The sequence below is a fragment of the Emcibacter sp. SYSU 3D8 genome, from assembly GCF_039655875.1.
Taxonomy (GTDB): domain Bacteria; phylum Pseudomonadota; class Alphaproteobacteria; order SMXS01; family SMXS01; genus RI-34.
The window spans coordinates 273,575-299,979 of record NZ_JBBYXK010000003.1; the positions used below are offsets into that span (position 1 = coordinate 273,575).

The 26,405-nt window shown below is 63.7% G+C and carries 21 protein-coding genes; 15 read left to right on the forward strand and 6 right to left on the reverse strand.

The window, feature by feature from the left end; genetic code table 11:
• Positions 1 to 50: 50 nt before the first annotated feature.
• Genes WJU21_RS12375 through WJU21_RS12390 form a run of 4 tightly spaced genes read left to right on the forward strand, consistent with a single transcriptional unit; the run spans position 51 to position 5,335 of the window.
• Positions 51 to 2,261 carry a polysaccharide biosynthesis tyrosine autokinase gene (locus WJU21_RS12375; RefSeq protein WP_346323747.1) on the forward strand — a complete coding sequence of 737 codons (2,211 nt, stop codon included), beginning with the start codon at positions 51 to 53 and terminating at the stop codon, positions 2,259 to 2,261.
• A 19-nt stretch (positions 2,262 to 2,280) separates the two neighbouring features.
• On the forward strand, positions 2,281 to 3,438 hold the full coding sequence (locus WJU21_RS12380; protein ID WP_346323748.1) for a glycosyltransferase: 1,158 nt from the start codon (positions 2,281 to 2,283) through the stop codon (positions 3,436 to 3,438).
• Positions 3,435 to 4,166, forward strand: coding sequence for a sulfotransferase (locus tag WJU21_RS12385; protein ID WP_346323749.1), 732 nt, complete (start codon positions 3,435 to 3,437; stop codon positions 4,164 to 4,166). The genes WJU21_RS12380 and WJU21_RS12385 overlap by 4 nt, the downstream gene beginning before the upstream one ends.
• An 8-nt stretch (positions 4,167 to 4,174) precedes the next feature.
• On the forward strand, positions 4,175 to 5,335 hold the full coding sequence (locus tag WJU21_RS12390; RefSeq protein ID WP_346323750.1) for a pectate lyase: 1,161 nt from the start codon (positions 4,175 to 4,177) through the stop codon (positions 5,333 to 5,335).
• Between the two features lie 15 nt (positions 5,336 to 5,350).
• Here WJU21_RS12390 and WJU21_RS12395 read toward each other — a convergent pair whose 3' ends face one another.
• Positions 5,351 to 6,229: a sulfotransferase gene (locus WJU21_RS12395; protein ID WP_346323751.1), complete on the reverse strand. Its 879-nt coding sequence runs from the start codon at positions 6,227 to 6,229 to the stop codon at positions 5,351 to 5,353.
• A gap of 222 nt (positions 6,230 to 6,451) precedes the next feature.
• Here WJU21_RS12395 and WJU21_RS12400 point away from each other — a divergent pair, with 222 nt between their 5' ends.
• A complete protein-coding gene (locus WJU21_RS12400) occupies positions 6,452 to 7,561 on the forward strand; it encodes a glycosyltransferase family 4 protein (RefSeq protein WP_346323752.1) in 1,110 nt (369 codons plus the stop codon).
• Positions 7,562 to 7,649: 88 nt separating this feature from the next.
• Positions 7,650 to 8,984, forward strand: coding sequence for an O-antigen ligase family protein (locus WJU21_RS12405; RefSeq protein WP_346323753.1), 1,335 nt, complete (start codon positions 7,650 to 7,652; stop codon positions 8,982 to 8,984).
• A gap of 15 nt (positions 8,985 to 8,999) precedes the next feature.
• Here the strand turns inward: WJU21_RS12405 and WJU21_RS12410 are convergent, their stop codons facing one another.
• Both WJU21_RS12410 and WJU21_RS12415 read right to left on the reverse strand, forming a co-directional pair.
• Positions 9,000 to 9,809, reverse strand: a complete 810-nt coding sequence (locus tag WJU21_RS12410; RefSeq protein ID WP_346323754.1) for a WecB/TagA/CpsF family glycosyltransferase — start codon at positions 9,807 to 9,809, stop codon at positions 9,000 to 9,002.
• 88 nt (positions 9,810 to 9,897) lie between these two features.
• Complete coding sequence (locus tag WJU21_RS12415; protein WP_346323755.1) at positions 9,898 to 11,412, reverse strand: lipopolysaccharide biosynthesis protein; 1,515 nt, start codon at positions 11,410 to 11,412, stop codon at positions 9,898 to 9,900.
• Between the two features lie 272 nt (positions 11,413 to 11,684).
• On the opposite strand from WJU21_RS12415, the gene WJU21_RS12420 reads away from it, so the two are divergent.
• Positions 11,685 to 13,031, forward strand: coding sequence for an undecaprenyl-phosphate glucose phosphotransferase (locus tag WJU21_RS12420; protein ID WP_346323756.1), 1,347 nt, complete (start codon positions 11,685 to 11,687; stop codon positions 13,029 to 13,031).
• Positions 13,032 to 13,040: 9 nt separating this feature from the next.
• On the opposite strand, the gene WJU21_RS12425 is transcribed toward WJU21_RS12420, so the two are convergent.
• A complete protein-coding gene (locus WJU21_RS12425) occupies positions 13,041 to 14,543 on the reverse strand; it encodes a sulfatase (protein ID WP_346323757.1) in 1,503 nt (500 codons plus the stop codon).
• Positions 14,544 to 14,723: 180 nt separating this feature from the next.
• Positions 14,724 to 16,007 carry a DUF6515 family protein gene (locus WJU21_RS12430; RefSeq protein WP_346323758.1) on the reverse strand — a complete coding sequence of 428 codons (1,284 nt, stop codon included), beginning with the start codon at positions 16,005 to 16,007 and terminating at the stop codon, positions 14,724 to 14,726.
• Between the two features lie 259 nt (positions 16,008 to 16,266).
• Between WJU21_RS12430 and WJU21_RS12435 the strand changes: the two genes are divergently transcribed.
• The 4 genes from WJU21_RS12435 to WJU21_RS12450 all read left to right on the forward strand — a co-directional run bounded on the left by WJU21_RS12435 (position 16,267) and on the right by WJU21_RS12450 (position 20,850).
• Positions 16,267 to 16,866, forward strand: coding sequence for a superoxide dismutase (locus WJU21_RS12435; protein ID WP_346323759.1), 600 nt, complete (start codon positions 16,267 to 16,269; stop codon positions 16,864 to 16,866).
• Between the two features lie 440 nt (positions 16,867 to 17,306).
• Positions 17,307 to 18,353 (forward strand): HlyD family secretion protein, encoded by a 1,047-nt coding sequence (locus tag WJU21_RS12440; protein ID WP_346323760.1) that lies wholly within the window; start codon positions 17,307 to 17,309, stop codon positions 18,351 to 18,353.
• The gene (locus WJU21_RS12445; protein WP_346323761.1) at positions 18,350 to 19,918 is read left to right on the forward strand and encodes a DHA2 family efflux MFS transporter permease subunit; all 1,569 of its coding nucleotides are present in this window, start codon (positions 18,350 to 18,352) and stop codon (positions 19,916 to 19,918) included. Before WJU21_RS12440 ends, WJU21_RS12445 begins: the two co-directional genes overlap by 4 nt.
• Positions 19,919 to 20,100: 182 nt before the next feature.
• Positions 20,101 to 20,850 (forward strand): SapC family protein, encoded by a 750-nt coding sequence (locus WJU21_RS12450; protein WP_346323762.1) that lies wholly within the window; start codon positions 20,101 to 20,103, stop codon positions 20,848 to 20,850.
• A gap of 71 nt (positions 20,851 to 20,921) precedes the next feature.
• Here the strand turns inward: WJU21_RS12450 and WJU21_RS12455 are convergent, their stop codons facing one another.
• The gene (locus WJU21_RS12455; protein WP_346323763.1) at positions 20,922 to 21,707 is read right to left on the reverse strand and encodes an SDR family oxidoreductase; all 786 of its coding nucleotides are present in this window, start codon (positions 21,705 to 21,707) and stop codon (positions 20,922 to 20,924) included.
• Between the two features lie 111 nt (positions 21,708 to 21,818).
• On the opposite strand from WJU21_RS12455, the gene WJU21_RS12460 reads away from it, so the two are divergent.
• The 4 genes from WJU21_RS12460 to WJU21_RS12475 all read left to right on the forward strand — a co-directional run bounded on the left by WJU21_RS12460 (position 21,819) and on the right by WJU21_RS12475 (position 26,354).
• Positions 21,819 to 22,304, forward strand: a complete 486-nt coding sequence (locus WJU21_RS12460; RefSeq protein WP_346323764.1) for a GNAT family N-acetyltransferase — start codon at positions 21,819 to 21,821, stop codon at positions 22,302 to 22,304.
• Between the two features lie 157 nt (positions 22,305 to 22,461).
• Positions 22,462 to 24,369 (forward strand): protein kinase, encoded by a 1,908-nt coding sequence (locus WJU21_RS12465; protein WP_346323765.1) that lies wholly within the window; start codon positions 22,462 to 22,464, stop codon positions 24,367 to 24,369.
• Between the two features lie 10 nt (positions 24,370 to 24,379).
• Entirely contained in the window at positions 24,380 to 25,393 is a 1,014-nt protein-coding gene (locus tag WJU21_RS12470; protein WP_346323766.1) for a polysaccharide deacetylase family protein, read from the forward strand.
• Positions 25,394 to 25,400: 7 nt separating this feature from the next.
• Positions 25,401 to 26,354: a hypothetical protein gene (locus tag WJU21_RS12475; protein WP_346323767.1), complete on the forward strand. Its 954-nt coding sequence runs from the start codon at positions 25,401 to 25,403 to the stop codon at positions 26,352 to 26,354.
• Positions 26,355 to 26,405 lie beyond the last annotated feature (51 nt).

Genomic DNA, 26,405 nt, shown 5'->3' on the forward strand with positions numbered 1-26,405 from the left:
CAGCGCCGCCGCCCGCAGGGCGCGCGCCAAACCAGGGTGTTTTCCTTCTAATGAATGAGCAGTCCGAGACAAGACGCCGCAGCCTGCTGTCGCTGTACGGCATGTGGGGTGGGCAGGACCAGGAAGAGGCGGCATTCCGCGATCTGCTGAGCCTGCTCTGGCGCCGTCGCTGGGTGGTCGTGGCGACGGTCGCGGTTGTCACGCTGGCGACGCTGGTGGGCCTCGGCATGGTGACGCCGAAATACATGTCGACCGCGCTGATCTTGGTCGAGCCGCGCGTCAACCGCGTTGCTGATTCCACGTCCGTCTTGTCGGGACTGCCGGCGGACTTCGAGACCATTCAGACCGAACTTGAAGTGATTACGTCGCACGGTCTGCTGCGGAAGGTTGTCCGCGAGCTCTCGCTGACCAAGGACCCGGAATTCAACGGCAACCTGAAGCCCGCATGGTTTGGCCGGAGGCTGCTCGACAACCTGTTTGCCGACGACACGCCGCCACCGACCATCGAGGATGTCGAGCGCGGCGCCACCAGCACGCTGGCCGGCGCCACCACGGCGGCCAGCAGCGGCCGCAGCCGCGTGATGTCGCTGACCGTCGAGGCGGAATCGCCGGAAAAGGCCGCCAGGCTGGCCAATGCCGTTGCCGACGCCTATCTGGTCTCGCAACTGGACGCCAAGTTCGAGGCGACCCAGCGCACCACGACCTGGCTGAACAAACGTCTGGACGAACTCAAGGATCAGGTGCGCACCGCCGAGCAGGCGGTCGAGGTGTACCGGCAGGAAGCTGGTCTGATCGAAGGCAAGGGCGCGGCGCTGGCCTCGGCCGAGCAGATGGCCTCGCTCAGCAATCAGATTGTCCTCGCGGGCACCCAGCGCGCCGAGGCCGAGGCGCGGCTGTCCAACGTGCAGTCGCTGATCAACAGCGGCGACGGCACCGGTTCGGTGTCCGAGGTACTGGGCAATGATCTGATCCAGCGGCTGCAGGGCGAAGAAGGTACCTTGCGGCGCAACATGGCCGCGTTGAGCCAGCGCTACGGGCCGAAACACCCGCAGATCCTTCAGGCCCAGGTCGAACTCGCGGACATCCAGCAGAAACTCAAGGGCGAGGTCGCCAAGATCGTCGCCTCGCTCCAGGGCGAGGTTGCCATCGCCCGCTCGCGGGAGAACTCGCTCCTGGGCGCGCAGCGTCGTCTTGAAGCCAACATGTCGAGCGAGAACCAGCGCGGCATCAAGCTGCGCGAGCTTTCGCGCGAGGCCGACGCCAGCCGGGCGTTGCTTGAAACCTTTCTCGGCCGGTTCAAGGAACTGAGCGACCAGGCCAATCTGCAGACCACGGACGCCCGGGTGATCTCGCGCGCACAGCCGCCGTCCGGGCCCAGTTCACCCAAGACCATGTTCGTCCTGGTGCTCTCGATTCTCGCGTCGACAGGACTGGGTTTCGCCATCGCCATGGTGGTGGAGCGGCTCGATAGCGGTGTGCATACCGGTCGCGACATCGAGCGCTGGACCGGCCTGCCGGTGCTGACCACCGTGCCCGAACTGAAGGGCAAGGCCAATGCCGCGACCAGCAAGCCGATGCAGATCGTGACGGCGCCCATGTCCCGGTATACCGAGAGCTACCGGAATCTGCTGGTCGGCCTCAATCTGTCGAACGTCGATAATCCGCCGAAGATCATCGCGGTCACCTCATCGAATCCGTCGGAAGGCAAGACGGTCAGCAGTGTATCGCTGGCCGCGACCGCCGCTGCGGCTGGCAAGCGCGTGCTGATCATGGATTGCGATCTGCGGCGGCCTCGCCTGCACCAGGAACTGGGTGTCGAACGGGGCCCGGGCCTCGTCGAATACCTGGCGGGCCAGGTGGAACTGGAGGCCGTCATGCGTACCGACGAGCGCTTCAACTTCCAGTACATCACCGCAGGCAGCGAAACCCAGAATGTGCTGAATCTGATCGAGTCCCAGAAGCTTCGCGCCTTGCTGACCCAGATGAAGCCGCAATTCGGGCTGATCGTCATCGACACGCCGCCATTGCTGGCCGTGGCCGATGCCAAGGTGATCGCGGACCGCTGCGATTCTGTCGTCTTCGTCGTCCGTTGGGGCAAGACGAGCCGGAATACGCTGATCGACGGCCTCAAGCATCTCGAAGGCAATGCCGCCCCCGTGGCTGGCGTGGTGATGACCCGCGCCGATATGGACCGCCTGTCGTCCTATCAATACGGCACCGCCTATTACGGCAAGGCGTACAAGAGCTACTATACTTCCTGACCGCTGGAGATCGAGGGCCGTGGCCTCCACCGTCGCCTCAAATGGGTCGAGCGAAACGACCTCGGACCAGCTGGACGTGCTCTTCGTCATGCAGCACCTTCAGGCGGGCGGCGCCGAGCGCGTGACGATCTTGCTCGCCAACGATCTGGTGGCGCGGGGCATCCGTGTCGGCATTGCCGTCTATGCAAAGCGCGGCGAATTCCTCGAGCGGATCGATCCGCGAATCGCGTTGATCGAAATCGGTGGTTCAGGGTGGTTCGCGGCCATCCTGCCGTTGTCCAGGCTGATCCGGCAAACCCGTCCCTCGGCAGTGGTCGGGGTGATGGTGTCGTGCAATGTCGCTGCGGTCGTGGCCGGACGCATCGCGCGAACCGGCGCCCGCATCGTGCTTACCGAGCATAACCAGGTGGACAAGAGCGCCGATTATTTCGGCGGCAACAGCCGCTCCTACCGGGCCATCCGCTGGACGTATCCCTGGGCTGACGCTATCGTCTGCGTATCGGACGGCGTGCGTGATTCCCTGTGCCGCTATTCGGGGATGAAACCGGACAAGATGCGGGTCATCCACAATCCCATCGTGTCCGACGATCTCATCGACAAGGCCGGCCAACCTTGCCCGCATCCCTGGGCAAACGACGATGGCGTACCGCTGATCCTCGCGGTCGGCAGGCTGGCCACGGCGAAAAACTACCCGATGATGCTTCGTGCGTTCGGCATCCTGCGCCAGCAGAGACCGGCGCGCCTGCTGATCCTTGGCAATGGCGGCGCACGGGACCGGTTATCCGCGCTGATCACCGAGCTTGGGCTCTCCGAAGACGTCGAGATGTACGGCTACACCAGCAACCCGTATGCATTCATGTCGCGGGCGCGCCTGTTCGTGCTGTCGTCGTCCTGGGAAGGGTTTCCCACGGTTCTGGTAGAGGCGCTGGCATGCGGCAGCCCCGCGGTGGCGACAGATTGCCCGAGCGGACCGCGCGAGATATTGCTTGATGGCGACCTCGGTGAACTGGTGCCCGTCGGCGACGAGCAGGCATTTGCCGACGCGATGATGCGGGCCCTGGACGACCCGCCGTGCCGCGATACCCTGATGGCGCGGGGACGGAGCTTTTCCGTCGGGCGCGCGGCCGACACCTATGCCAGCCTGTTGTTGGGTGACGGGCGTCGGGCTGCGATATGAGCGAGCGGCCTCCGATCATCGTGCTCGGCGCCAATCACGCCGGAACCCGGCTGGTTGTGGATGTCCTGAGAACCCTGGGCAGCGCGGCGGGCCGTATCGACAATGAATGGCTCGAAGACAGGACGTTCCTCGAGGTTCACCGGCGCCTTATCAGCCATATTGCCGGCAAGGGATGGACCCGGACGATTTTCGACATGGGGTTCGTCCAGGGTTTTCACGACGACGCGCACCTGGTGCCGGACATCCGCGGATGGCTGGCCGAAGGACTGCCGGACAGCTTTCCCGACCGATCGCGACCCTGGCACTGGAAGTGTCCCACCGCGGTCATGTTCCTGCCGTCCTGGCTGGAGATTTATCCCGACGCGCTGTTCGTGCATATCGAACGGCAACCGGTCGACGTGGCGCGCAGCCTGGTGCGCCGCCGGCAGTTCCTCGACTTTGGCCGTGCGACCGCGTTCTATGAAGCCATGAACCGGCGGGTGCTGGATGCGCGCCCGGCCATGACCAACTACCTGCATGTCTCCATCGAGTCGCTGGCCGACAATCTGCCGTCGCTGGCGGAAATGGCCGGGCTCTCTCCCGATCACACCAGCCTCGGCAAGGCGTGCGCCAGCATCAGGCGCCAGCCGAGGAGGGGGTGGCAATCCGACCGTTCCCTTTTGGGAAATCTGTGGGAAACAACCACGAACCTTCGGGCTGCGGTTCGCGAACGCAATGGCAGGAGGTAAGACAAGGCATGGGTGGATTTTCTCTTCTGATCATCGCCGCCATCGTCGTATCGGCCATGGCGCCCGCTGCCGTGGCAGCAGATGCCGCCGGTCCCGTCATCTCCGGGGCCCAGACGCGGGGCGGCGAGGGCGGCAGGACGATCACGGTGTCCAATCTGAAGGATCAGGGACCCGGTAGCCTGCGTGCCGCCATCGAGGCCGATGAACCGCGAATCATCCGCTTTGCCGTCGCGGGTGTGATCAGGCTCCGGCAGCCGCTCAAGATCAAGCATTCGAACGTCACCATTGCCGGCGAATCAGCGCCGTCGCCCGGCATCACGCTATGGGGCGCGCCGCTGCGCATCAGGGCGAACGACGTGATCGTGCGCCATCTGCGTATTCGCGTGGGCGACGGTCCGGGGCCCTCTCCCGACGACCGGGACGGCATCACCATTCTCGGCAAACAGAACAGCAATCCCGCCAGCAGCAATGTGCTTATCGACCATTGCTCCATATCCTGGGCGATCGATGAAAATGTCAGCCTGTGGTTTCCAGGTATCGAGGCTGTCACCTTGCGGGATTCGATCATCGCCGAGGGGCTCGATCGGTCGTTGCATGCCAAGGGCTCCCATTCCATGGGCATGCTGGTCGGCACGGGCGCCAGGAACGTGCTGATCCAGGGCAACCTCTTTGCCCATAACCGCTGGCGTAATCCCGTGCTGGCGTCGGGCGTCACGGCTCTGGTGGCCAACAATCTGATCTATGACGCGGGTGACCAGGCCATCCACCTCTATGGCGGCGATTACGGGCCAACGCTGGCGTCGATCGTGGGCAACGTGGTCCGCACGGGTCCGTCGTCGAAGGGCGACTTCGATCTGTGGAGCAAGAAGGGGCCGGCGCCAGGAAGCCGCATCCACCGCAGCGGCAATGACGCTGGCGGCACCCGTGTATTCGGCGCGGGATGGCCGACGGATGCGACGCCGATTTTCGACCCGCTGGTCGACGAGCCTCCGGTCCAGACGGGCGCCGATATCCGGATCCTGCCGGTCGATGCGGTCATGCGTTCGGTGCTCGAGAATGCCGGCGCGCGGCCCTGGGACCGTGATGCGACCGACCGGCGCATTGTCGGCGAAGTGACCGCCGGCGGGGGACAGATCCGCGACACGGTGCCGGCGGCCGAAACGCCCTGACCGGCAAAGGCTGGTTCAGCCAGCCGTGTCGTCCCACTGGAATTCCGAGCCTGCAATGGCGCGTAACTCGGCATTGGCGGGCTCGAAATAGCGCCTCAGGCGCTCCCGGATTTCCCGGGGCATGGGCGCCTTGCCGGGCGTGCTGTTGCGCCAGGTGGGAACGATCGAACTGTTGGCCAGGCCGAGGAAATCCGCGACCCGCTCGGCGACCGCCTGCGTGTCGGCATAGAGGTCCTCGGCTTTCAGCAGCAGGAACCGGTCTCGGGGAAACAGCTCGAGCCAGCGCGCCAGTTGCCGCGCATACAGGCCGCGCGACTGATAGGACTGGAAGCGATGCGCGTGGCTGGCATAGCCGGGCTCGGCCAGCAGCCGCTCTTCCTCGCCCCGCAGCCGTCCGGCCTCGGCATCGAGCGCCTCGGCCAGACCGAGCGGTTCGTAACCCCGCTGGCGCGCATGCAGATATTCCGAATAGGCGCGCTCCACCGGATCCCGCAACAGGGCGATGAACCGTCCCTCCGGCAGCACGGCCTTGACCCGTTGCGGCACGGCGGGATGGTAGAGGTAGTATGGTGTGGCCTCGATGCTGAGCCGGCGCGCACTGCCGTTCCCCGGCGCGTTGAAGAAGGAACGGTACCAGTTGGTGCCCTGCCCGAAATGCTGGTCGAAAAAGTGGACCTCCTTGCGCGTCGCGCCCTGGATGCCCGGATGTTGCAGGATGTTCCGGTAAAGCGATGAGGTGCCGGCGCGCTGCGCCCCGATAATGAGGCAATCCGGCAAGGGATTGTCCGCCGAGGTGAACAGACGTTTGTAGAGGTTGACCATCCCGTCGACCTGGTCCCGCAGGACGCGCCGGTGCGCGGCGGCGATCGGCAGGCGCGACGGCCGGTGTTTCACGGTGCCAGATTGATCGGATTTGAGGGTCATGAGGTGGCGAGATTAATTGGTTTTATGCGTGGCCGCACCCGCAATTGCCTGCGGTGGCGAAGCTCTGACTATAGCGGTATACAGGCGGTGGGGCAGCGTATCTTAGGAGGCAGTAATTTCGTGGGGGATTGAGGCGGGTCGGGCGGCTATGCGCGCATGCTGAAGCCTTTGGTTCCATGCGATGCGGCGCCCATGAGCCTGCAAAAGCGCCGCATTGCATTTGTTGTCTCTTTCTGGTCGCTGGGGGGGGCGCCTCAGGTGGCGGCGAAAATCGCAGCGGCCCTTGAGGCGCGAGGACACGAGGTCGAAGTCTTGTACCTGTACCGCAGGTCCGAACATCCTCTGCCGCCGGGTCCGTGCGCGCTGGTGATCGACAGGGACGTGTCGGTATCGCTGGGTTACCTCCTGATCCCTTGGCTATTGTTCAGGCGGCTGCGGCGCTTTCGTCCGGACACGGTCATCAGCTTTTCGCCGCTGGCCCATGTGCTGGGGCAGGTGGTGGCCGTTCTGTCCGGCGTGCGCGGTCGCGTGGCGGCGCACCGGGTCGTCTGCAGTGAATACAAGCCGGTGCTGCGGTTTCTCGACCGGGTACTTGGCACTATCGGCGCCTATACCGGCATTGCCGCCGTGTCGAATGCGGTGGAAGCATCGGTGGCCGGCTATCCGCTGGCCTACCGCAGGAAGGTCCGGGTTATCCACAACGGCGTAAGCCGTATTCCGAGTCCCATGGGCCGCGCACAGGCCCGGGCGGCGTTCAATCTTCCGGCCGAAGAGGGCATCGTCCTTGCGGTGGGACGCCTTGCCGATCAGAAGAACTATCCGCTGCTGATCGATGCCGTGTCGAGACTCGAGCGAACCCACCTCGTCGTGGCGGGCAGCGGGCAGCGGAAGGCGGCGCTGGAAAGCCAGGCTGCCGCGCTGGGGATGTCCGACCGGCTTCACCTGCTTGGCCATCTGTCGAAGGAAGCGCTGTCGGACCTGTTCCGCGCCTGCGACCTGTTTGCGCTTGCGTCGACATTCGAGGGTCAGAGCAACGCGCTGCTCGAGGCCATGGCCGAAGGCATGCCGATCGTCGCCAGCGATATTCCGGAGCAGATCGAGACCTTGCGCGGACCGGATGGGCGTGACGCTGGCATCTTGCTGCCTGTCAATGATCCAAATGCATGGACCGACGCCATCCGGCGTACGCTGGGTGACCCAGGATTGCGGCAATGTCTGTCCGACGCGGCGCGAGAGCGGGCGCGGCACTTCACGTTCGACCGGATGATTGACGGGTTCGAGCAGGTCGCGGGGCAGGAATGAGCGGGAAGTTTTGGCGTGCCACTCTATCGGGCGGTCGCGACACGGGGTATGTATCGGAGCGGACGTTGGCACATATGGGTTTCGCGGCGTGAGCAATCAGACGAGCTTTTCTTCGGTAGCGAAGGCGCCAGCCTGGGAACGCGTATTCGTCATTCTTGTCATGATTACATGCTGTCGTGGATTTGACAGCCTGTTCGCCTTGGGCAACAGCGGCGGTCAAAACGCGCTCAATGACAGCTCACCAGCCCGCTTCACGTGGCTGGCGATCCTCTATGGCACCGCGGTGCTGCTGCTTCTCGTGCATCACGTCAGGGATCTTCCGAAGCTGCTCGTGCAAAACAAGTTATTGCTCGTGGTCGTGGCATATATCGTTGCATCCACCTTCTGGTCGGTGGACCCGCCAACGGCGCTGAGACGCTCGATGGCTTTCGCCCTGACAACGACCTTCTGTCTCTATCTCGTACTACGCTTCCCGCCGACGGATATTTTGCGGCTTGCAGCCTGGGCTCTGTTTTGTGTCGCGATCGCGAGCGTTATAGCAGCGCTCTTCGTCCCCGAACTGGGCCGTGAAATGTACGGCCGCAAGCTGGGCTGGTGGAAAGGTGTTTGCAGCATCAATACCTCCTTTGGCCGTTTCATGGCGCTGGGCATGCTTGTGGTCTGGTGCCTGCGGCGGGCGAATTGGGGCTTGCAGCGATATGACGTCCTGGTGCTCGGGCTGTTCGCGCTCTGCACCTTCCAGGCGCAGGCGGCGACGTCTTTCGCTGCCGTCTTTGGTGCTTTCGTCAGCATCGTCGTCGTCTGGTCGCGAACCCCCTTCGACGCACCGCTTCCTGCCAAGCTGGCCGTTGGGGCGCTGTTCGCCGCCGTGCTGGTGTTGACCTTGCCGTTCTATTCAAGCGAGGTGTTCGATATCCTGCAACGGGACGACACGCTCACCAACCGGATCTTCATCTGGAGCGCGGCCTACGAGCAGGGTTGGCTTAATCCGGTCTTTGGAGTGGGCTACGAATCCTTCTGGATCGAAAGCAATGCCGCCGGGGCATTCTTCAATATGTTCGGCAGTGGCAACACGATTATCGGCAATGGCCACAACGGCTATCTGGACGCCTGGCTGGAACTGGGCTTTGTCGGGCTGGCCTGCCTGGCGGCCTTGCTGATCCAGGCGTTCATCCGGGTGACCCGTTACGGACTTAAGCATGACGATCCGATGGCCCAGTTCTATGGCGGGCTGCTGGTGTTCATCCTCATCTACAGCATCGCCGAGAAGGCCATCTTCGTGCATTCCGAGATAACCTGGCTCTTGTTCACCACGGGGCTGGTCGCGACGAAATGGCGACTTGCCGGACCGGAAGCCGCTGCGTCCCGGATGCAGGCGCCGCCGGACGTCATTGATGGCAGCATTCGGCGCGGTTCGCTCTAGGAATGCGGCGGCGGTCTACTCTGGCTTTCGGCGGGTGCGGGTGGCGATCAGGTAGATCGCATGAGGATTGGTCGTCAGATAGCGGGCAATCAGGTAGCTGGGGCCGAACACCATGCGGTGCAGCCATTCAAGCCCCCACCGCTGCATCCACACCGGCGCGCGCCGGTAGTCGCCCGTCAGGTAGTGGAAGCAGCCGCCGCAGGTGATGATCCAGCCGGCGCGGATGCGGCTCCGGTTGCGCACGCAGAATTCCTGCTCGAGCGGCTTGCCCAGCCCGACCCAGACCACGTCGGCGCCCGAGCTGTTGATCAGGTCGCAAATCTCCGCTTCATCTTCAGGTTTGAAGTAGCCGTGGTGCTGTCCCACGATGGTCACATGAGGGTAAAGCGCTTCCAGCCTCTCGCCGGCGGCGCGGTTGATGTCCTCCGGCGAGCCGAGCAGAAAAAACCGAAGACCGCCGGCATCCACTGCCGATTGCCCGGCCTGGTGGATGAAGTCGGTGGTTGCGGTCCGTTCCGGAATGTTCGCGTCGGTGAAGCGGGATGCGGCGACGATGACGCCGCCGTCCGCGTGGATGATATCCGCCTTCAGCAGGTTGTCCCGGAAACGCCGGTTGACGGCCGCCATCGACAAGGTATGGCCATTGGTGGAGAAAACCATGGTCGGCCAGCGATCGGGTTGCGCCCGGTGCGCCAGGCAATCGGCAACCATGCGGTCGGCCAGACCCTGCGATCCCAGGACAGCCGTCGGGACCCCGCCGATGACGATGTGGCGGACCGACCGGCGTTTGATGGGGTCGGCAGTCGTTGTTCTCGTTGGCGCCACTACTACCCTCGCATGCGGCCGGACCGGGGCGTTATACCAGCGGTGCGCGCAGGCAACAACGCCGCTACGGTCTTGGGGCAAGCGTCGGTCAGACCGCCTCCGGCGGCACTGGCCTCGCATGACGCAGGACCTCCAACCCCAGCCTGAATGAACGGCGGCCGGCGGGAAACAGCCAGGCGGCCGCCCAGATGATACCGTAGGAAAGCGCCAGGCAGACCAGCAGGGTGGCCCATTCGGGCAGCGTGGTTGTGGCCGTGACCGCCACCATGGCGCCCACGGCGACAATCGTGCCGGGCAGGAAAACGGCAAAAGTCAGGCCGATGTCGGCGATCCGGATGTGCGAGCGCCTGGTCACGACGAATATTAGCCAGGGAAGCATCAGGAAGAGCATGGCGCCGGCATAGGCGGTTGCAACGCCCAGGCCGCCCCAGGGCAGCCCGACAGCGAAAGAGCCGACCATCAGAACGGTCCTGATAACCGCCCAGTTTCTGAATTCCCGGGTTCGGTCCTCGGCCACGAACAGCCATTCCAGCATGACCAGTTGAAACCGCAACAGGGCGGCGATGCCGAATGCCTGGAAGATCGGTATCACCTGGTCCCATGCGTCGCCGTAGACCAGGGGGATGAGTTGCGGCGCCATCACGATTGCGAAGGCCATCGCCGGTATGGCGGCCAGCAGCACCAGGCGCATCAGGCCCAGCACCGCGCGGCGATAGCTCTCCGGGTTGTCGAACAATCGGGCGAACACGGTCGGCGCCATATTGGCGAGAGGCGCGGTGATCAGGTTGGTGGGCGTGACCATCAGGCGGTAGGCGCGGTCGTAATAGCCCAACGCCACTTCACCCCACAGCTTGCCGATCATCACGGAATCGGCATTGCTGGAGATGAAGTTCATGATCCTGACCGACGCGACGTTGCCGCCAAAGCCGATCATGCTGCGCACTTCGACGCGCCGGTCTGGCAAGCCCGGCCGCCAGCCGCTGCCAAGCCATGACAGCGTCAGACCGGCAAGGCTGGTGGCGACGGGAATTGCCACCAGCGCCCAGAACGTATGCCATTGCGCTGCGATGAAGATGCCCACGCAGATGCCGAAAAGCATGGACGAGAAGCGGAACGCGCCCAACCGTCCGAACTGCAGCCGCCGGGTCTGCACGGATCTGTGCAGGCTGCCAAGGCCGTTGATCAGGAAAAGGCTGCAATAGACCGCTGCTACGGTGGTCAGAACCGGCCGATCGTAAAACATGCCCACCAGCGGTGTCAGCGCCAGGAAAATCACCAGCAATACCAGGTGAAATGCCAACGACACCCAGAACAGGTTCGACAGGTGAGCGGATGTCAGTTCCCTGCGCTGTACGACCGCCTGGCCCAGCCCAAGATCGCTGATGACCGCGATGGCGACCGCGAACGGCGCCACCATGGCGGCAAGGCCAAAATCGGCTGGGGTAAGCAGGCGCGCGAGAACAACCGTCGAGACCACCTGCAGGACGATCTGGCACGCCTGCGCAATGGCGAACGCCATGCCGCCGCGGAACGACTTTCGCTTGAGCTCGCCGATGTCGTCGCCGAAGGTCAGTCCGTCTTCGGATTTCTCGGGCTTCTGCAACGGACGGGAATCCCTCGTTCGCGATTATGCGCTGGCATGGCATACACTGGCAGTCGATCCATGCGCAATCATCTCACCTTGGGGTACAGGGGTGTTTTGGCTTGGCAACGATGGCCATTTGCCCGCAAAATCACCTGGGGCAGAAAAGTAGGCGCGGACGAGGTCAAAGGCGCGTGCTTCAATTGGGCAAAGAGGGGGTCGCCATCAACGGCGCAGCGGCGACGCGGGCAACGGACTTCCGTTGGACGCCAAGAACGATTGAACTCGCGGCCATGGCCGGCGATGTCATTGTCATCTTGGCTGCCGCCATCATCGCCTCGCAACTGAAGTTCGGCGAGCTTGAGCTGGCCCCGAACTACCTGTTCCCGGTGTTCCTGGGCGCCATCCTCTCCGTGAACATCTTCCGCTGGCGGCGGCTTTACGCGCTGGAAACCTACGCCAGGCGCGCGCAGCAGACCATGATGCTGATCGGCGCCCAGCTCTTGGTGACCCTGATCCTGCTGGGTATCGGGTTCGGGTCCAAGACGTCCGCCGATTTCTCCCGAGTCTGGTTCACCTTATGGATGACGATCAGCACCGCAGGGCTGGTTGTCTGGTTCTTCGTCCGGGCCGCGTTCGTCCGCGCGGCCCAGGACAATGGCGCGCTGTGCGACCGGCTGTTGCTGGTGGGGGATCCCGAGCGCATCGCAAGCTTCTCGGCATGGCTGGCCTCGAAGAACACCCGCATGCTCAAGGTCCTTGGCGTGGTGACCATCGGTAACCAGATGCCGGTGTCGGTCGACGGCTGTCCCGTGCGGAACGGCGTGGAGCATCTTGCGGAAATGGCCGAGACCTTGTCGCCTGACCGGGTGGTGCTGCTGTTCAACTGGCGCGAACCGCAGACCATCGACCTCTGCGTCGCCTCTCTCCGCAGCCTGGCGCTGGATGTTGAGTTGATGCTGCCTCGGCTGGGGCACGAATGGATCGGCCGGCCTATCGCGACGCTGGGCGGCCTGCCGGCCATGAACCTGATGCGCAGTCCGCTTTCCATGCACGGCAGGATCATCAAGCTGGTGGCTGACTACCTGCTGGCCACGACTCTGTTGCTTGCGCTGCTGCCGATGCTTGCCGCAGTCTCGATCCTGATCAAGCTCGATTCACCGGGGCCGGTATTCTATGTGCAGCGCCGGATCGGGTTCCAGGGACGCGAGTTCTCGATCCTCAAGTTCCGCACCATGTATGCAAATGGCGAGGCCGGCTTCAGGCAGGCAACCCGCGGCGACCCGCGCATTACCCGCATCGGGCGTTTCCTTCGCGCCTCGAGCATCGACGAGTTGCCGCAATTGCTGAACGTGCTGCGCGGTGATATGTCGCTGGTCGGGCCGCGGCCACATGCCGTCGACATGAACGCCGAATTTGCCGCCCGGATCGACGACTATCTGGCGCGTCACAAGATCAAGCCGGGCATCACCGGCTGGGCGCAGGTGCATGACGCCCGCGGCGAAACCCGGTCCATCGAGGACATGCAGCGGCGCGTTGCCTACGATCTCGCTTATGTGGACAACTGGTCCTTATGGCTGGATCTGCAGATCCTGCTCCGTACAGCCTCGGTTGTCCTGTTCCAGAAGAATGCCTACTAGACAGCGAACCTAGCCGCCGCAGGGATCGGGCAGTGTAACGGCGGTGTTGATCCAGTCCGTGTAGTTTTCCAGTCTACGGCGCAGTTTGGTGGTCAATGGGCCGCTTGCCGGTTCGGTGAAACGCTTTGGGAACAATCCCTCGAATTGACGGACCACGGGCGCGTAGGCGGGATTGTCGGCCCGGTTGTTCCACTCCTTGCGGTCGTCGCGGTGATCGTAGAGTTCGACCGCTCCCGTGGAGTAGCGCGTGTAGCGGTAGGGGCCGTATCTGAGCGAGACTGTGTCAGGCCCCTTGATGGAGAGCGCTGGATAGTGCCAGGGCATGTCGGGCGCGGCGAGCAGCGGCGCCAGGTCCCGACCGTCCACGTCGCCGGGCGGCGTGATGCCGGCGAGCCCGCAGACCGTCTGCATCAGGTCGACGGTCGAGACGCAATGGTCGCAGTGCTGGCCGGCGGCACCGCCGACCGGCGCAATGATCATCGGCACATGGGTGGATTGCTCCCACAATGTCTGCTTGCCCCATTGCCGCTTTTCTCCCAGGTGATGGCCATTATCGCTCCACAGGACCACATGGGTGTTCGCGGCATGCGGACCGGCATGCAGTGCGTCGATGATCCGGCCGATCTGATGGTCGGCATAGGCGGTTGCGGCCAGGTAGCCCTTGATGGCGGCCTTCGTCAAACCCTTCTTCTCGATCGGATCGCGGTAGCGGCTGCTGTCATAGGCAGGATAAAGCCGCTTCATCGCCTCGGGCGGATTGACCGGCATTGGAATCTCGTCGTCATCGATCAGGTCGATGAATTCCTTCGGGGCGTACCAGGGCGCATGGGGCTTGTAGATGCCGACGGTCAGGAAGAACGGTTTGTCGCTTGGCTTGCGGAGGATGCCGGTCGCCCAGTCGGCCAGGCGTTCATCGGGCGTCGCATGAGCCGGCGGCGCCTCGCCCCAGTCGAATTCGCGGCGGTCGATGCCTGCTGCCGGCCAGGGATCGGGCAGGCACTCGTGGTCGAAGTGGTGAAATTCGTCCCAGTCGTCGTCCTGGGCGTATTCCTCCTGCCAGAGTGCCGAGCGCCGGCCGAGCGTATTGAGGCCTGCATAATGGAACTTGCCGTGAAAGACCTTCCCGCCGCCCAGGGACCGGTAGCCTGCCCGGCGGAACAGCCGGGGCAGGTTGGTGCGGGCGCGCAGCCAACCCGGCACCGTATCTTCATTGGTATAGACGCCGGTGCGCATGGGAAGAAGGCCGCGCAGCACGCTTTCTCGCGCGGGTTTGCAGGTGGGAACGGGCGTATAGGCATTCCGGAACAGGGTGCCTGAGGCGGCGAGGCGGTCGATATTCGGGGTCCGTGTCGCCTTGTTTGTGTCCAGGCAGCCGACCCATTCATTCAGGTCGTCAACGCAGATGAACAGCACATTGGACGCCTGGCGCGGCACCTGTGCATGGCCCAGCACCGGCAATGCCAGCGCGCCCGCGCCCATTGCCAGAAGGCTCCGCCTCGTCAGGTCAATCAACAATCATCCCCCCGCACGCCCTATGGGCCGCGAGATTAGACGATCCTGCAATGACGTGACATCACCGGAATGCGGAAATCCGATCAATTCTGCAGTACTGCGATCACTCGCCAGGCTGCTTGATGCAGGGCAAACGAAAGCCCGCCCGGCAGGTCCCGGGCGGGCGCTCGTTGCTTTGGCTCAGAAGCGGACGCTGATGAACACTTCGCTGCCGTCATCCCGATAATCGGGACGGTACCAGGTATTGCCGTAGCGGTAATACAGGTCGCCGCCACGATATTCAGTCTCATAGCCGTCGGGGAGATAGTCCACCGCCAGGCCCTCGGGCGGCGCGACAACCTGGTACTGGCCGTAGCGCGCATCCCAGACATAATAGGTGCCATAGTAATAATAATACGGCTCGTCATCGTAATAGAGCGTGCTGTAGCCCACCGGCAGAGACGCCAGCAAGGCGCCGAACGGTGCCGTCACGACCGTATAGCCGCTCGATCCGCGCGAGTAGTAGAGTCCCTGGTAATAGTAATAGTCGCGGTAGCCTACCCGCAGGGGACGATAGCCGCTCGGCAGGTAGCCGATCGAGAAGCCCGGACGGTACCATGCGTAGTTGCGGTGCGGCGCGCGATGCCAGACCCAGCCGCGATCACGCCGGTTGCGGTCGTACCAGCGGCGCTCCCATGTGCGCCGGTCATGGCGCCAGTCGTTGCGATCATGGCGCCAGCGGTCGTTGCGCCAGTTGCGCGCGTCATGGCGATCGGCGCGGGCCTCGCGGCGGTCCTGCTTATAGTCCTGTTTGTCGCTGCGGCGCTCCTGCTTGTAGTCGCGCTTGTCCTGCTTGTCCCAGGTGCCGGCCCGGCGCTCGTCCTTCCGGTCTGCGCGGTCACCGCGGCGGTCCTGCTTGTGGTCCTGCTTGTCGTCGTGGCGCTCCTGTCTGTAGTCGCGCTTGTCCTGCTTGTCCCAGGTGTTTGCCCGTTGATTGTTCTGGGCGCTGCCGCGATCGTTGCGCCGGTCGTGCCGGTTGTCCTGCGCCTGACCGCGATAATTGTCATTGCCGCGCCGGTTCTGAGGGTCCCGGACCGCATCGCGCTGCGCCGGCCCCTGCTGCTGCTGGTAGGTCCGGCGTGCGTCGTTGCCGCGATTGACCTGCGGGTCCCGCGTGACTGCGCGTTGGGGCGCCGTCTGCTGTTGCTGTTGCTGACGCTGCTGGTAGGTGCGCCGCGCGTCGCTGCCGCGGTCCTGTGGCTCGCGGGTGACGTTGCGTTGCTGCTGCGGCTGTTCCCGCTGCTTTCGCTGCTGCCGTTCGCCGTCGCGCTGGCCCCGATCACCTCGATCCTGACGTTCGAACTTGTACCGTTGCTTCTCTTCATCGTCTCGGCCGGCAGCATAGGCCGACGAAGCCATGAACAGCGCACAGGCCGTGCCCGAAATTAGCGCCGCTTTCAGCGTGGACGTTACACTCCTTCGCATCGGTCTCTCCCTATGCGGGTTGACGGTGGAAGTCGGCAGAGGATGATTACTTGGCCGGCTCCACTTGTATATTGCAGTCTGCCAGACAAGGGCTGAACCCGGAATGAACCGATCCTGATGCGCCTTGCCGCCGATATTCCTCTGGAACCAGGGACATGCGGCAGCGTTAATCCACCGATCCCCCCACCCGTGGAATTTTCCCTGTTTGCCCAACGCGGCGCAAGGGGCCGTGTCACGGAATCAAAAGACGGAGTAGCCGATGATCACGCTTCCCAATCTTCCCTATGCCTATGATGCGCTCGAGCCGTGCATTTCGAAGCGTACGCTCACGGTCCACCATACCAAGCATCATGCCGCCTATGTGAAGAAGACCAATGAACTGATCGAGGGCACCCGGTTTGCCGACCTCGGCCTCGAGGAGATCGTACGGGAAACGTGTGGCGACGACGAGCATGACACCCTGTTCAACCAGGCCGGTCAGGCGTGGAACCATTCGTTCTATTGGCAGTCGCTGTCGCCCGAAGGCGGCGGCAAGCCGGGTGAGGCGTTCACCGGGTTGCTGGAGTCCGGATTCGGAGGCTTTGACGGCTTCCGCGACGCTCTGGTGGAGCGGGCCACGGGTCATTTCGCCAGCGGCTGGGCTTGGGTGACCCTGGAAGGCGGCGCGCTGCAGGTCCGCGATACCCACGATGCCATGCCGGCGTTCTGTGCCGGCGACGCCGTACCGCTTCTGTGCATCGATGTGTGGGAGCACGCATACTATCTGGACTACCAGAATGTGCGTCCCGATTATGTGAATGCGGTGATCGACGAACTGCTGAACTGGGACTTTGCGGCGGCGAACCTGCGCGCGGCCTAGTACCCGTTGGTCGTTGGCCGTTGGCCGGTGGCGCGGGCCCGGCGCGCAGCGTTGCTCGCGCCGGGACCAATCGGGTCGTGACAGTGCCGCGATGCCGCTCCGACAATTCGGCCGTACGCTCCTGGGGTCTGCCTGCCAAGCCAAGCAGATCGGGAAATAGCCGGTCGCCCGCCTGCGGTGCGGTGTTTTATTCCGCAAGCCGTATGGTTGCGCCGCTTTAGGGGCGCGTGCCGCCAGTGCGTTTCGTGCTGCCGGACTGGTGTTCCCGTTGGGCGCGCCGATGGCCCGTGTCGGCCTCGTGTACTGGCCGCCTCGGCAATGGCGGTCAAAGTTGGCCGGTGAGCCAAAAAAGCAGCTTTGACTGTTGCCGAATTCGGGTAACGTTGCGTGCCAAAGAACAATAAGCACGTATGACGGAAAACCGGGGAGAAGACAGTCTGGTGCGCCCAGTGCGCCGCCGCCGCACGGTGCGGGTAGCGCTGCTTGTGCTGGGGCCGCTCGTGGCGGTGCTTGTGGCCGGTTACCTTTATGTGTCGGGCGGGCGGTACGTGACCACCGACAATGCGTATGTCCGGGCAGGGATGGTATCGGTCGCCGCCAATGTCAGTGGCGAGGTCATCGATATCATGATCCGCGAAAATCAGGCCGTGAAGGTTGGCGACGCGTTGTTCCAGATCGATCCGGAGCCGTATGAGATCGCCGTTGCCGAAGCCGAGGCGGATCTGGCCGATGCGCGGCTTGATGTTCAGTCCCTGCGCGCAAAGCTCGACATGAAGCGTTCGGAACTGGCCACCGCGTCCTCCGATGTGGAATACCAGCAGAACGAGTTCGCCCGCTATTCCCGGCTCGCCAAATCCAACACCATCTCGCGCGCCAAACTCGAGGAGGTGGAGCACCGGCTTACCGATGCCCGCAACCGCGCCGCTACTGCCCGCCGTGGCATCGAGACGGTCATGGCCGAATTGGGTGGCGGTCTGGCCGGCGATGCCACCAGACATCCCAAGGTACTGCGCGCCCGGACCAGGCTGGAGGAGGCAAAGCGCAACCTGCGCAACACCACGGTGCACACCCGCGTCAACGGCATCGTGGCCAAGACAGGCCTGCAGCCCGGTGAATATATCACCGCCGGTCAGACGGTGTTCGCCCTGATGGCCACCGATTCAATGTGGGTCGAGGCCAACATCAAGGAAACCGATCTCACCCATGTGCGGGCCGGCCAGACTGCGACGCTGGAAATCGATACCTATCCCGATGTGACCTTGCGCGCTGTCGTGTCCGGGATCTCGCCGGCGGCAGGCTCGGAATATTCCGTGCTGCCGGCGCAAAACGCCACCGGCAACTGGGTCAAGATCACCCAGCGGGTGCCCGTGCGGCTCGAACTGACCGGCGATACCAGCAAGGTGCCGCTGCGCGCCGGCATGAGCGTCAATGTGTCGATCGACACCGGCCGCCAGCGCGGCCTGCCGCTTGGAGGCGGCGACAGGTGACTGCGGCCGCGCCCGCCGCGGCTCACGGCCAGCCGTTCAGGCTCGGCTTCCGCAACACCATGGTGGTGATCTTCATCATGATCGGCGCCACCATGCAGTCGATCGACACCACGATCTGCAACGTGGCGCTGCCCTACATGCAGGGATCGCTCGCCGCGACCCTGGACCAGATTGCCTGGGTGCTGACCAGCTATATCGTCGCCTCGGCAGTGGGCACACCGCTCGTCGGCTGGCTGGCGGCCCGCATAGGGCAGAAGAAGGTCCTACTGGCTTCGCTTGCCGGTTTCACCTTTACGTCGGTGCTGTGCGGTTTGGCCGCGACGCTTGAGCAGATGGTGCTGTTCCGCGCGCTGCAGGGGCTGTCCAGTGCCGCGCTGCTGCCGCTTGCCCAGGCGGTGATGATGCGCATCTATCCCCGCGAATACTTCGCCAAGGCGATGGCGATCATCGGTGTCGGCATGATGCTGGGGCCGATCCTGGGCCCGACCCTTGGCGGCTACATCACCGAGGTCTCCAACTGGCGCTGGGTGTTTCTGGTCAATGTTCCGTTCGGCCTGATCTCGATCGCCGGTGTCTGGGTGTTTCTCGACGAATACCAGTCAAGCACGGACACCTATTTCGACACGTTCGGTTTCGCCATGCTGATCATCGGCATCGCCTCGTTCCAGCTGATGCTGGACCGGGGTGAAACGGTCCACTGGTTCGAGTCGACGGAGATCAAGATCTACGCCGGCATGGCGGCGCTGGCGTTCTACATGTTCACGGTACAGATGGTCACGGCGGCCAAACCTTTTGTCAGCCGCGCGCTGTTCCTCGACCGCAATTTCGTCACCGGCTCGGTGCTGTTCGTGGTCGTCAGCTCCAACATGTTCATCACCGTCGCGCTGCAGCCGCCCATGCTGCAGAACGTCATGGGCTATCCCGCCCTGACCATCGGTTACGTTCTGGCGCCGCGCGGGGTCGGCACGATGATCGGCATGATCCTGTCCGCCCGCCTGATGAACCGGATCGACGTCAGGTGGATCGTCATCGCCGGCCTTGCCCTGACGGCGCTGGGCCTGTGGGACCTGTCGCATCTGTCCACCGACATCAGCCAATGGGACATCATCCGCTCGGCCATCGTCCAGGGACTGGGTCTGGGACTGGTGTTCGTCCAGTTGAACACCATCGCCTTCGCCAGCCTGCCACGTCACCTGCATGTGGAGGCGGCGACCATGTTCAACCTGACCCGCGCCATGGGCACCTCGGCGGGCCTGTCGATCGGCGTGGCGCTGTTGTCTCAATATACCCAGCTCAATCATGCGGAACTTGTCCAGTTCGTCTCGCCATATTTTGAAAGCTGGCGCCTCGGCGGTATGCCCGAAACGTTTTCGGCACTGACCGATACCAAGTCTCTGGTGATCCTCAACCAGGAGGTGACGCGCCAGGCGATGATGATCAGCTTCCTCAACAGCTATCACTGGCTCATGCTGTCCTCGCTGGGGGCAATCGTCCTGATGCTGTTCGTCCGTATCCCGCGCGCCATGCCGCCGGGCGGCGCGGCAGGCGGCCACACCGAGTTCTGAGACCGAAAACCGGACCGGCGGCGGTGCCGAACACGCGGGTGAAAATGGCGAAAACCCAAGGAAATAGTTGGAGTTTCGGAGGCGCGGACCACCCCCGCGCGGCATTCTGGGATTTACTTTTCGGCCATGCCCCATAGACTGCCCGACTCGAACGACCCCAACAGCGCATGAGAGATCTACACATGGCGACAGCCACCACCAAGGAATCCGAACGCAACCTCCCGCTGTTCTACAAGAAGCCGGAGGTGCTTCGTGCCGACAAGCACAAGAACATCAGTCTCGTTCCCGAGGCGAAGTACGATTTCGCCCGTTCGGCGAACTCGCTGCCGATCAACGCGGCGGAAATGCCCCGGGCCGTGCGCCACTATCCGATCGTGTTCACCGACACCGCCAACCCGTTCCCGGTAGCCGTTCTGGGCCTTCGCCAGGGCTCGAACCTGTTCATCGAGAATGACGGCAGCTGGGCCAAGGGCATCTATGCGCCGGCCTATGTCCGCCGCTATCCGTTCGTGTTCATGCGCAATGCCAATTCGAAGACGCTGACCCTGTGCATCGAACGCAACTCTGCGCGGATCATGGAAAACCGCGACAATCCCTTCTTCCTGGACGGCAAGCGCACCGAGGTGACCCAGAACGCGCTCAAGTTCTGTCAGGCATATGAGGCCGAGTTCCAGAAGACGAACGAGGTGGCTAAGCTGCTCGGCAAGTACGAGTTGTTCACCAGCAACCGCGGCACCTTTACCCTCGAGAGTGGCGAGAAGGTCTCGCTGACCGGGTTCAAGCTGGTCGACGAGAAGAAGCTCAACGCCCTTCCCGCCGATGCCTTCGAGGCGCTGCGCGCTGCCGGTGCGCTGCCGGTAATCTACTGCCACCTGCTCTCGATGCACAGCTGGCACAATCTGGTCTCGCGCGAGGATTCCAAGCGCGTCTGATCCATCCATCGATGGCCAAATGATCGGGGCCGCGTCGGTTGACGCGGCCCCGTTCTGTTTTGCAGGGGCGGCTAGCGCACCTGACCGCCATCGACGACGATGGTGGCCCCGGTCACGAAACTGGCCCGGTCCGATGCAAGCCAGAGCGCGGCGTCGGCAATCTCCTCGACCTTGCCGAACCGCTGCAACGCCACTTCCCGATCAATCCAGCGTTGCCATGCGTCGGGACGGCTGGAGGTGATCTTTTCCCAGCCGCCGCCAGGAAACAGAATGTTGCCGGGCGCGATGGCGTTGATGCGGATGCCGTCCTTGCCCACCAGCTTGGCCATTGCGCAGGCGGCGTGGTTGATCGCCGCCTTGGTGGCTGCGTAGGGGATCGCGGTGCCCATGGCGTCAACACCGGCAATGGACGAGATCATGATGATGTTGGCCCCGTCGCGGTCGGCGGGCTGACGCTTCAGCATGCGCTTCACCGCGTCGCGCGCCAGGAACATGGAGCCCGACAGGTTCTGGGCGATGTCCGCTGCCCAGTCGTCGTCGCTGACGTCGATACCCAGCGGCGCCCGGCCGATGCCCACATTGGCGACGGCGCAATGTATGGAGCCCAGCTTGGCCTCGGTCCGGTCGAGCGCGCGCGCGATATCGGCGGATTTCGTCATGTCGCCGGAAACGGCCACGACCGCGTCCCGGCCACCGATGGCCGACAGTGCCGCGCGTGCCTCTTCGAGCGACTCTTCCGTGCGGCCGGTGATCGCCACCTTGCATCCCTCGCGCGCAAAAGCCTCGGCCATGGCCCGGCCAATACCGCGCGACGCACCGGCGATGAATATCACCTTGTCCTTCAGCCCCAGTTCCATTCGGTCCTCCGTCTCTGTTGGCAGGCACTATGGCCCGCGCGCGCGCCCGACTCCAACAGAAGATGATGGTACTGCAGGCTCGGAATCATCTAGGCTCGGGGCATGCCAGACATGCTTGCCAGGCTCTATGATCTTCCGGACCTCGACGAGGCGCTTGCCAGGATGGCGGCGATCGATATCGACGTGCGTCCCGCGCTGGTGCTCGAGCGCCCTTCCGTGCTGTCCTGGGTGACGGCGCGTTTTCCCGGCTGGGCGGCCGAGGTCGATGTCGCTTTCGCCCGTCTGCCGGCCGCGTGCCACATCGCGGTGCAGAACAGACAGCTTCTCGGCTTCGCCTGCTACGATGCGGCCTGCCGGAATTACTTCGGTCCGATGGGCGTCGCGGAGGCCGCGAGGACACAGGGGGTGGGCCGCGCGTTGCTGCTGTCGGTGCTGCATGCGCAGCGGGCGCAAGGGTATGCCTATTCGATCATCGGTGGGGTCGGTCCGGCTGATTTTTATGCAAAGGCGGTCGGCGCGGTGGTGATCGAGGGTTCGGAGCGGGGCGTGCTGGAACCGCTTGCCGCCGGCCGGACCCTAACGAATACAGGTGCTTAGGGGCCGCCTTCCGGTCCTTCCGGCGCCGCAACGGCTTCGTGGCGGGCAATGCTTGCTGCGGCGCAGAATCTTTGCTGATTCCTGTTGCCTGCACTAGAGTTGTCTCCGCATGAAGGTGGCCTTTCAGGATTCAGGGGGAAGGGCGCAGGAGGCTTGCATGACTGCTGAGACTACGGAGACCAAGTCGATCGGCCGGTATCTGGTCGATGGCATGATTGGCGAAGGCGCCATGGCCGAGGTCTTCAAGGCCTACGATCCCGAGATTGATCGGACCGTCGCGGTCAAGGTCCTCAAGGATGCATTGTGCATCGACGAGGAATACATGAACCGCTTCCTGCGCGAGGCGCGGGCGGCGGGGGCCATTTCGCATCCCAACATCGTGACGATCTTCGACGTGGGCCGGGTGGGGCGCAAGCCGTACATCACCATGGAGTTCCTCGAGGAGCAGACGCTCAGCGACCTGCTTGAGAAGAACGAGAAGATTCCTCTCAAGCGTATCGTTTCCATCGGCATTCAGCTTGCCCAGGCGCTCGACTACGCCCACCGGCTCGGCATCATCCACCGCGACATCAAGCCGGCCAACATCCTGTTCATGCGCGGCAGCGAAACCATCAAGGTGGCGGACTTCGGCATTGCCCGGCGCGATGGCGCGGATGACATGGGCAAGACCCACGCCGGGACGGTGCTCGGCACGCCGCGCTACATGTCGCCCGAACAGGCGCTGGGCGAGAAGCTGGATGGCCGCTCCGATCTTTTTTCGCTGGGTGTGATCCTTTACGAGCTGTTCACCGGCGCCAAGGCGTTCAATGCCAGCACCATGACCTCGCTGTTGCTGCAGATTACCCAGCAGGACCCGGAACCGATCAAGAAGACCGCGCCCGAGCTGCCGGTCGGCCTGCAGCGCATCGTCACCAAGATGCTCAACAAGCGGCCGGAAAAGCGCTACCAGACCGGGGCGGAAGTGGCCGAGGCGCTCCAGCGCGAGCTCAACGTGCTGCTCGACCAGGAGCAGGAAGCCGCGGCCAACAAGTACATCCCGCTCAAGGTCAAGTGGGCGGCCGCCATGGGCGGCATCCTCGCCTTGTTCATGATCGGCGCGATGTTCAGCGTGTTCCATTTCCTGGGTAAGGCGATCCAGGACCAGGAGCTGGATTCCGGCTCCTCGCTGGCGAAGTTCATTGCCATGGAATCCGCCATTCCCGTGCTCAGCGAAGACTGGATCAGGCTGGAAACCTTTGTGCAGGACGCAAGCGAGCGGGAGACCTTCGCCAATCTTGTGGTCGTCGACCATACCGGTGTCATCCGGGCCGCCAGCGATCCGGCGATGGCGGGAAAGCCTTATGTGGCTCCCGAGAACATTGAAATCCTGAAGCGTTCGCCCGATGTCACCGCGTCATCGGTCGAGTTGGCCGACGGCACCAGCACCTTCCGTTTCGATACGCCGATCCTGTTCCAGAACAAGGAAGTGGGCCGCATTTACATGGGCCTGTCGAAAGCCGGCCTCGAGCAGGTGATGGCGATAACCCGGCTGCTGATGATGGGGCTTGTCGTGGTCACTGTGGGGGCGGTGGTGGTCATGCTTTACGTCTTCGGTGGCCTGATCGCCAAACCCATGAAGCGGTTGCGCCAGTCGATGCTGGCGGTGGCCGCCGGCGATTTCGACCAGCGCATCTCGGAAGTCCGGCGCGACGAGATCGGCGAGTTGTTCAATTCGTTCAATCGGATGGCCGAGGCGCTGAATGGCCTGGTGGCCAAGCATGCCGCCGCCGACACCGACGTGCCCGACGTCTCGAACAAGCCGATTCCCGCCATGTGGCGCGACGATGACGATGCGCCGGCGACGGACAGCGACCTGACGGCCATTTCGGTCGGTCCTGCGGTCCGGCCGGTGATCGACGCCACGTTGATCGCGCCGCAGGGAACGGCGCCGCCTGCCGCCAGCGGAGACAATCCGTTCGCGGAGAACAATCCGTTCGACGAGACCGAACCGGCGCATGAGAACGATCCCTTCGCCGAGGAGCCGGACGAAACCAAGCCGGCCGCGCGGTCGCCGAGAAAGCGTTGATTTCATGGAGATGACCAGGATTCTCACGCGGCTGATTTCCGTGGCGGCGTTCGCGGCGATACTGGCGGGCTGCGCCACCGAGCAGGTCCGGATCGAGGCGCCGCGCGACAAGGTCGTGGCGCGCTCCGATGATTTCATGCTGGTCCGCGCAGGCGGCGGGGACACATTGCGCACCCTGGCGAAGACCTATCTGAACGACGAGGACAAGTCCGGCGCCATTGCCGAGGTGAACGAGACCCAGTCACTCACACCCGGGCAGATCGTCATCATCCCGCTGCGCGCCGGCAAGGCATGGACGGTCGATGCCGACGGCTACCAGGTCGTCCCGATCCTCTGTTACCACCAGTTCGGCGCGGGCAAACGCGCGCGCAACAAGATGGAGGTTTCGGAGAACGCCTTCGAGCAGCAGATGGCCTATCTGAAGGACAACGGCTATTCGGTGATCAACCTGGCCGACTTGCACGCCTTTCTGAACGGCGACAAGGCGCTGGCGGAAAAGTCGGTGGTCATCACCATCGACGACGGCTATCGCTCGACCTACGACGTCGCGTTTCCGATCCTGAAGAAGTATGGCTTTCCGGCAACGGTATATGTCTATTCCGATTTCATCGGCGCCGGCATGTCGCTGACCTGGGCGCAGATGAACGAGATGGAAGCCAGCGGCCTGATCGACATCGAATCCCACTCCAAGACCCATACCAGCATGGCGCTGCTGCCGAACGAAGCGAATGGCGCCGCCTACGGGGACCGGGTCGCGCAGGAAATCGTCGTCCCCGACGGCGTGCTGTCCGCCAAGCTCGGCAAGCCGATCACGCATTTCGCCTATCCCTATGGCGACACGAGCCCGACCGCTTTGTCGATCCTGAAGGAGCGCGGATATGCCACCGCCACGACGGTGCAGCGCGGCGGCAACCCCTCCTTTGCGGATCCGCTGATCCTGCGCCGGGACATGGTCTATTCCGACGACAAATTGTCGGACTTCAAGAAATATGTCGCCGTGCGCGTCGACATGAAGTTGCGGTGACCGGCCGATGAAATCGAGTTTCCTGCCGGCCGTGTTCAGTGGCCTCCTGCTCGCCGCCTGCGGCACCACCAACAGTAATTGGGAAACCGTGTCGGTGCAGCCGGGCAACGACACGGCGCTTGCCGGATTCATCACCGGCAAGAAGCAGCTTGCCAGGGACCTGGAACTCCGCGGCAAGCTGGTCGAGGCGCGGCGGGAATGGCGCTATGTGGCCGCCGCCGACCCCAAGGACGAGGAAGCGCGCCGCCGTGTCGCCGACCTGTCCGAGATCATCGATGCCCGCCGGGCCGAATATCTCAGGGAGGGCGACGCCGCATTGTCCAGGGGGCAGACCCGGCAAGCCCAGGCCGCCTTCCTCAAGATGCTGTCGCTCGATCCCGGCGACGAGGAAGCGGTCACCCGGTTGCGCAAGATCGACCGCGCTTTCGCGCTTGCCAACCAGGGGAAGAAGGACAAGGAGGCCATGACCGAGTACCGCGCCACCGTGGTACGCGAGCAGGACACCAGCGAGGAATTCGAGGCTCAGGTCAATGTGCCGCTAAAGCGGGGTGACTACCGCAAGGTCATCGATATCTCGGACCAGTTTCTCAAGCGCAACCCCAACAACAAGTCGGCAGCCAGCTACCGCAAATCCGCCTACGTCAAGTTGATCGACGAAAGCCGCGCCAAGGGCCGCTACAGGGACGCGCTGACCTATCTGGACCGGGTTTCCGATATGTCCGAGGATAGCGAAAAGCCGGCGATCGAGGCGAAGGTCAATGTTGTGCGGCTGGAGCTGGCCGGTCAGCTCTACAGCCAGGGCATCTCGGTGATGAACTCGAACCTGCCCAAGGCCGTCGAGCAATTGGCCGAAGCGGTCGACCTCGACCCCGGCAACTGGCGGTACAAGCAGAGCCTCAATCAGGCGCGCAAGATGCAGCAGAACCTGGAACGCATCGGCCCTCCCAAGCCCCGCAGCTGACAAACCCTTTTGGGTGCCGCGTGGCGCAGCAGCGGGGCTGCCGCGCGTTGG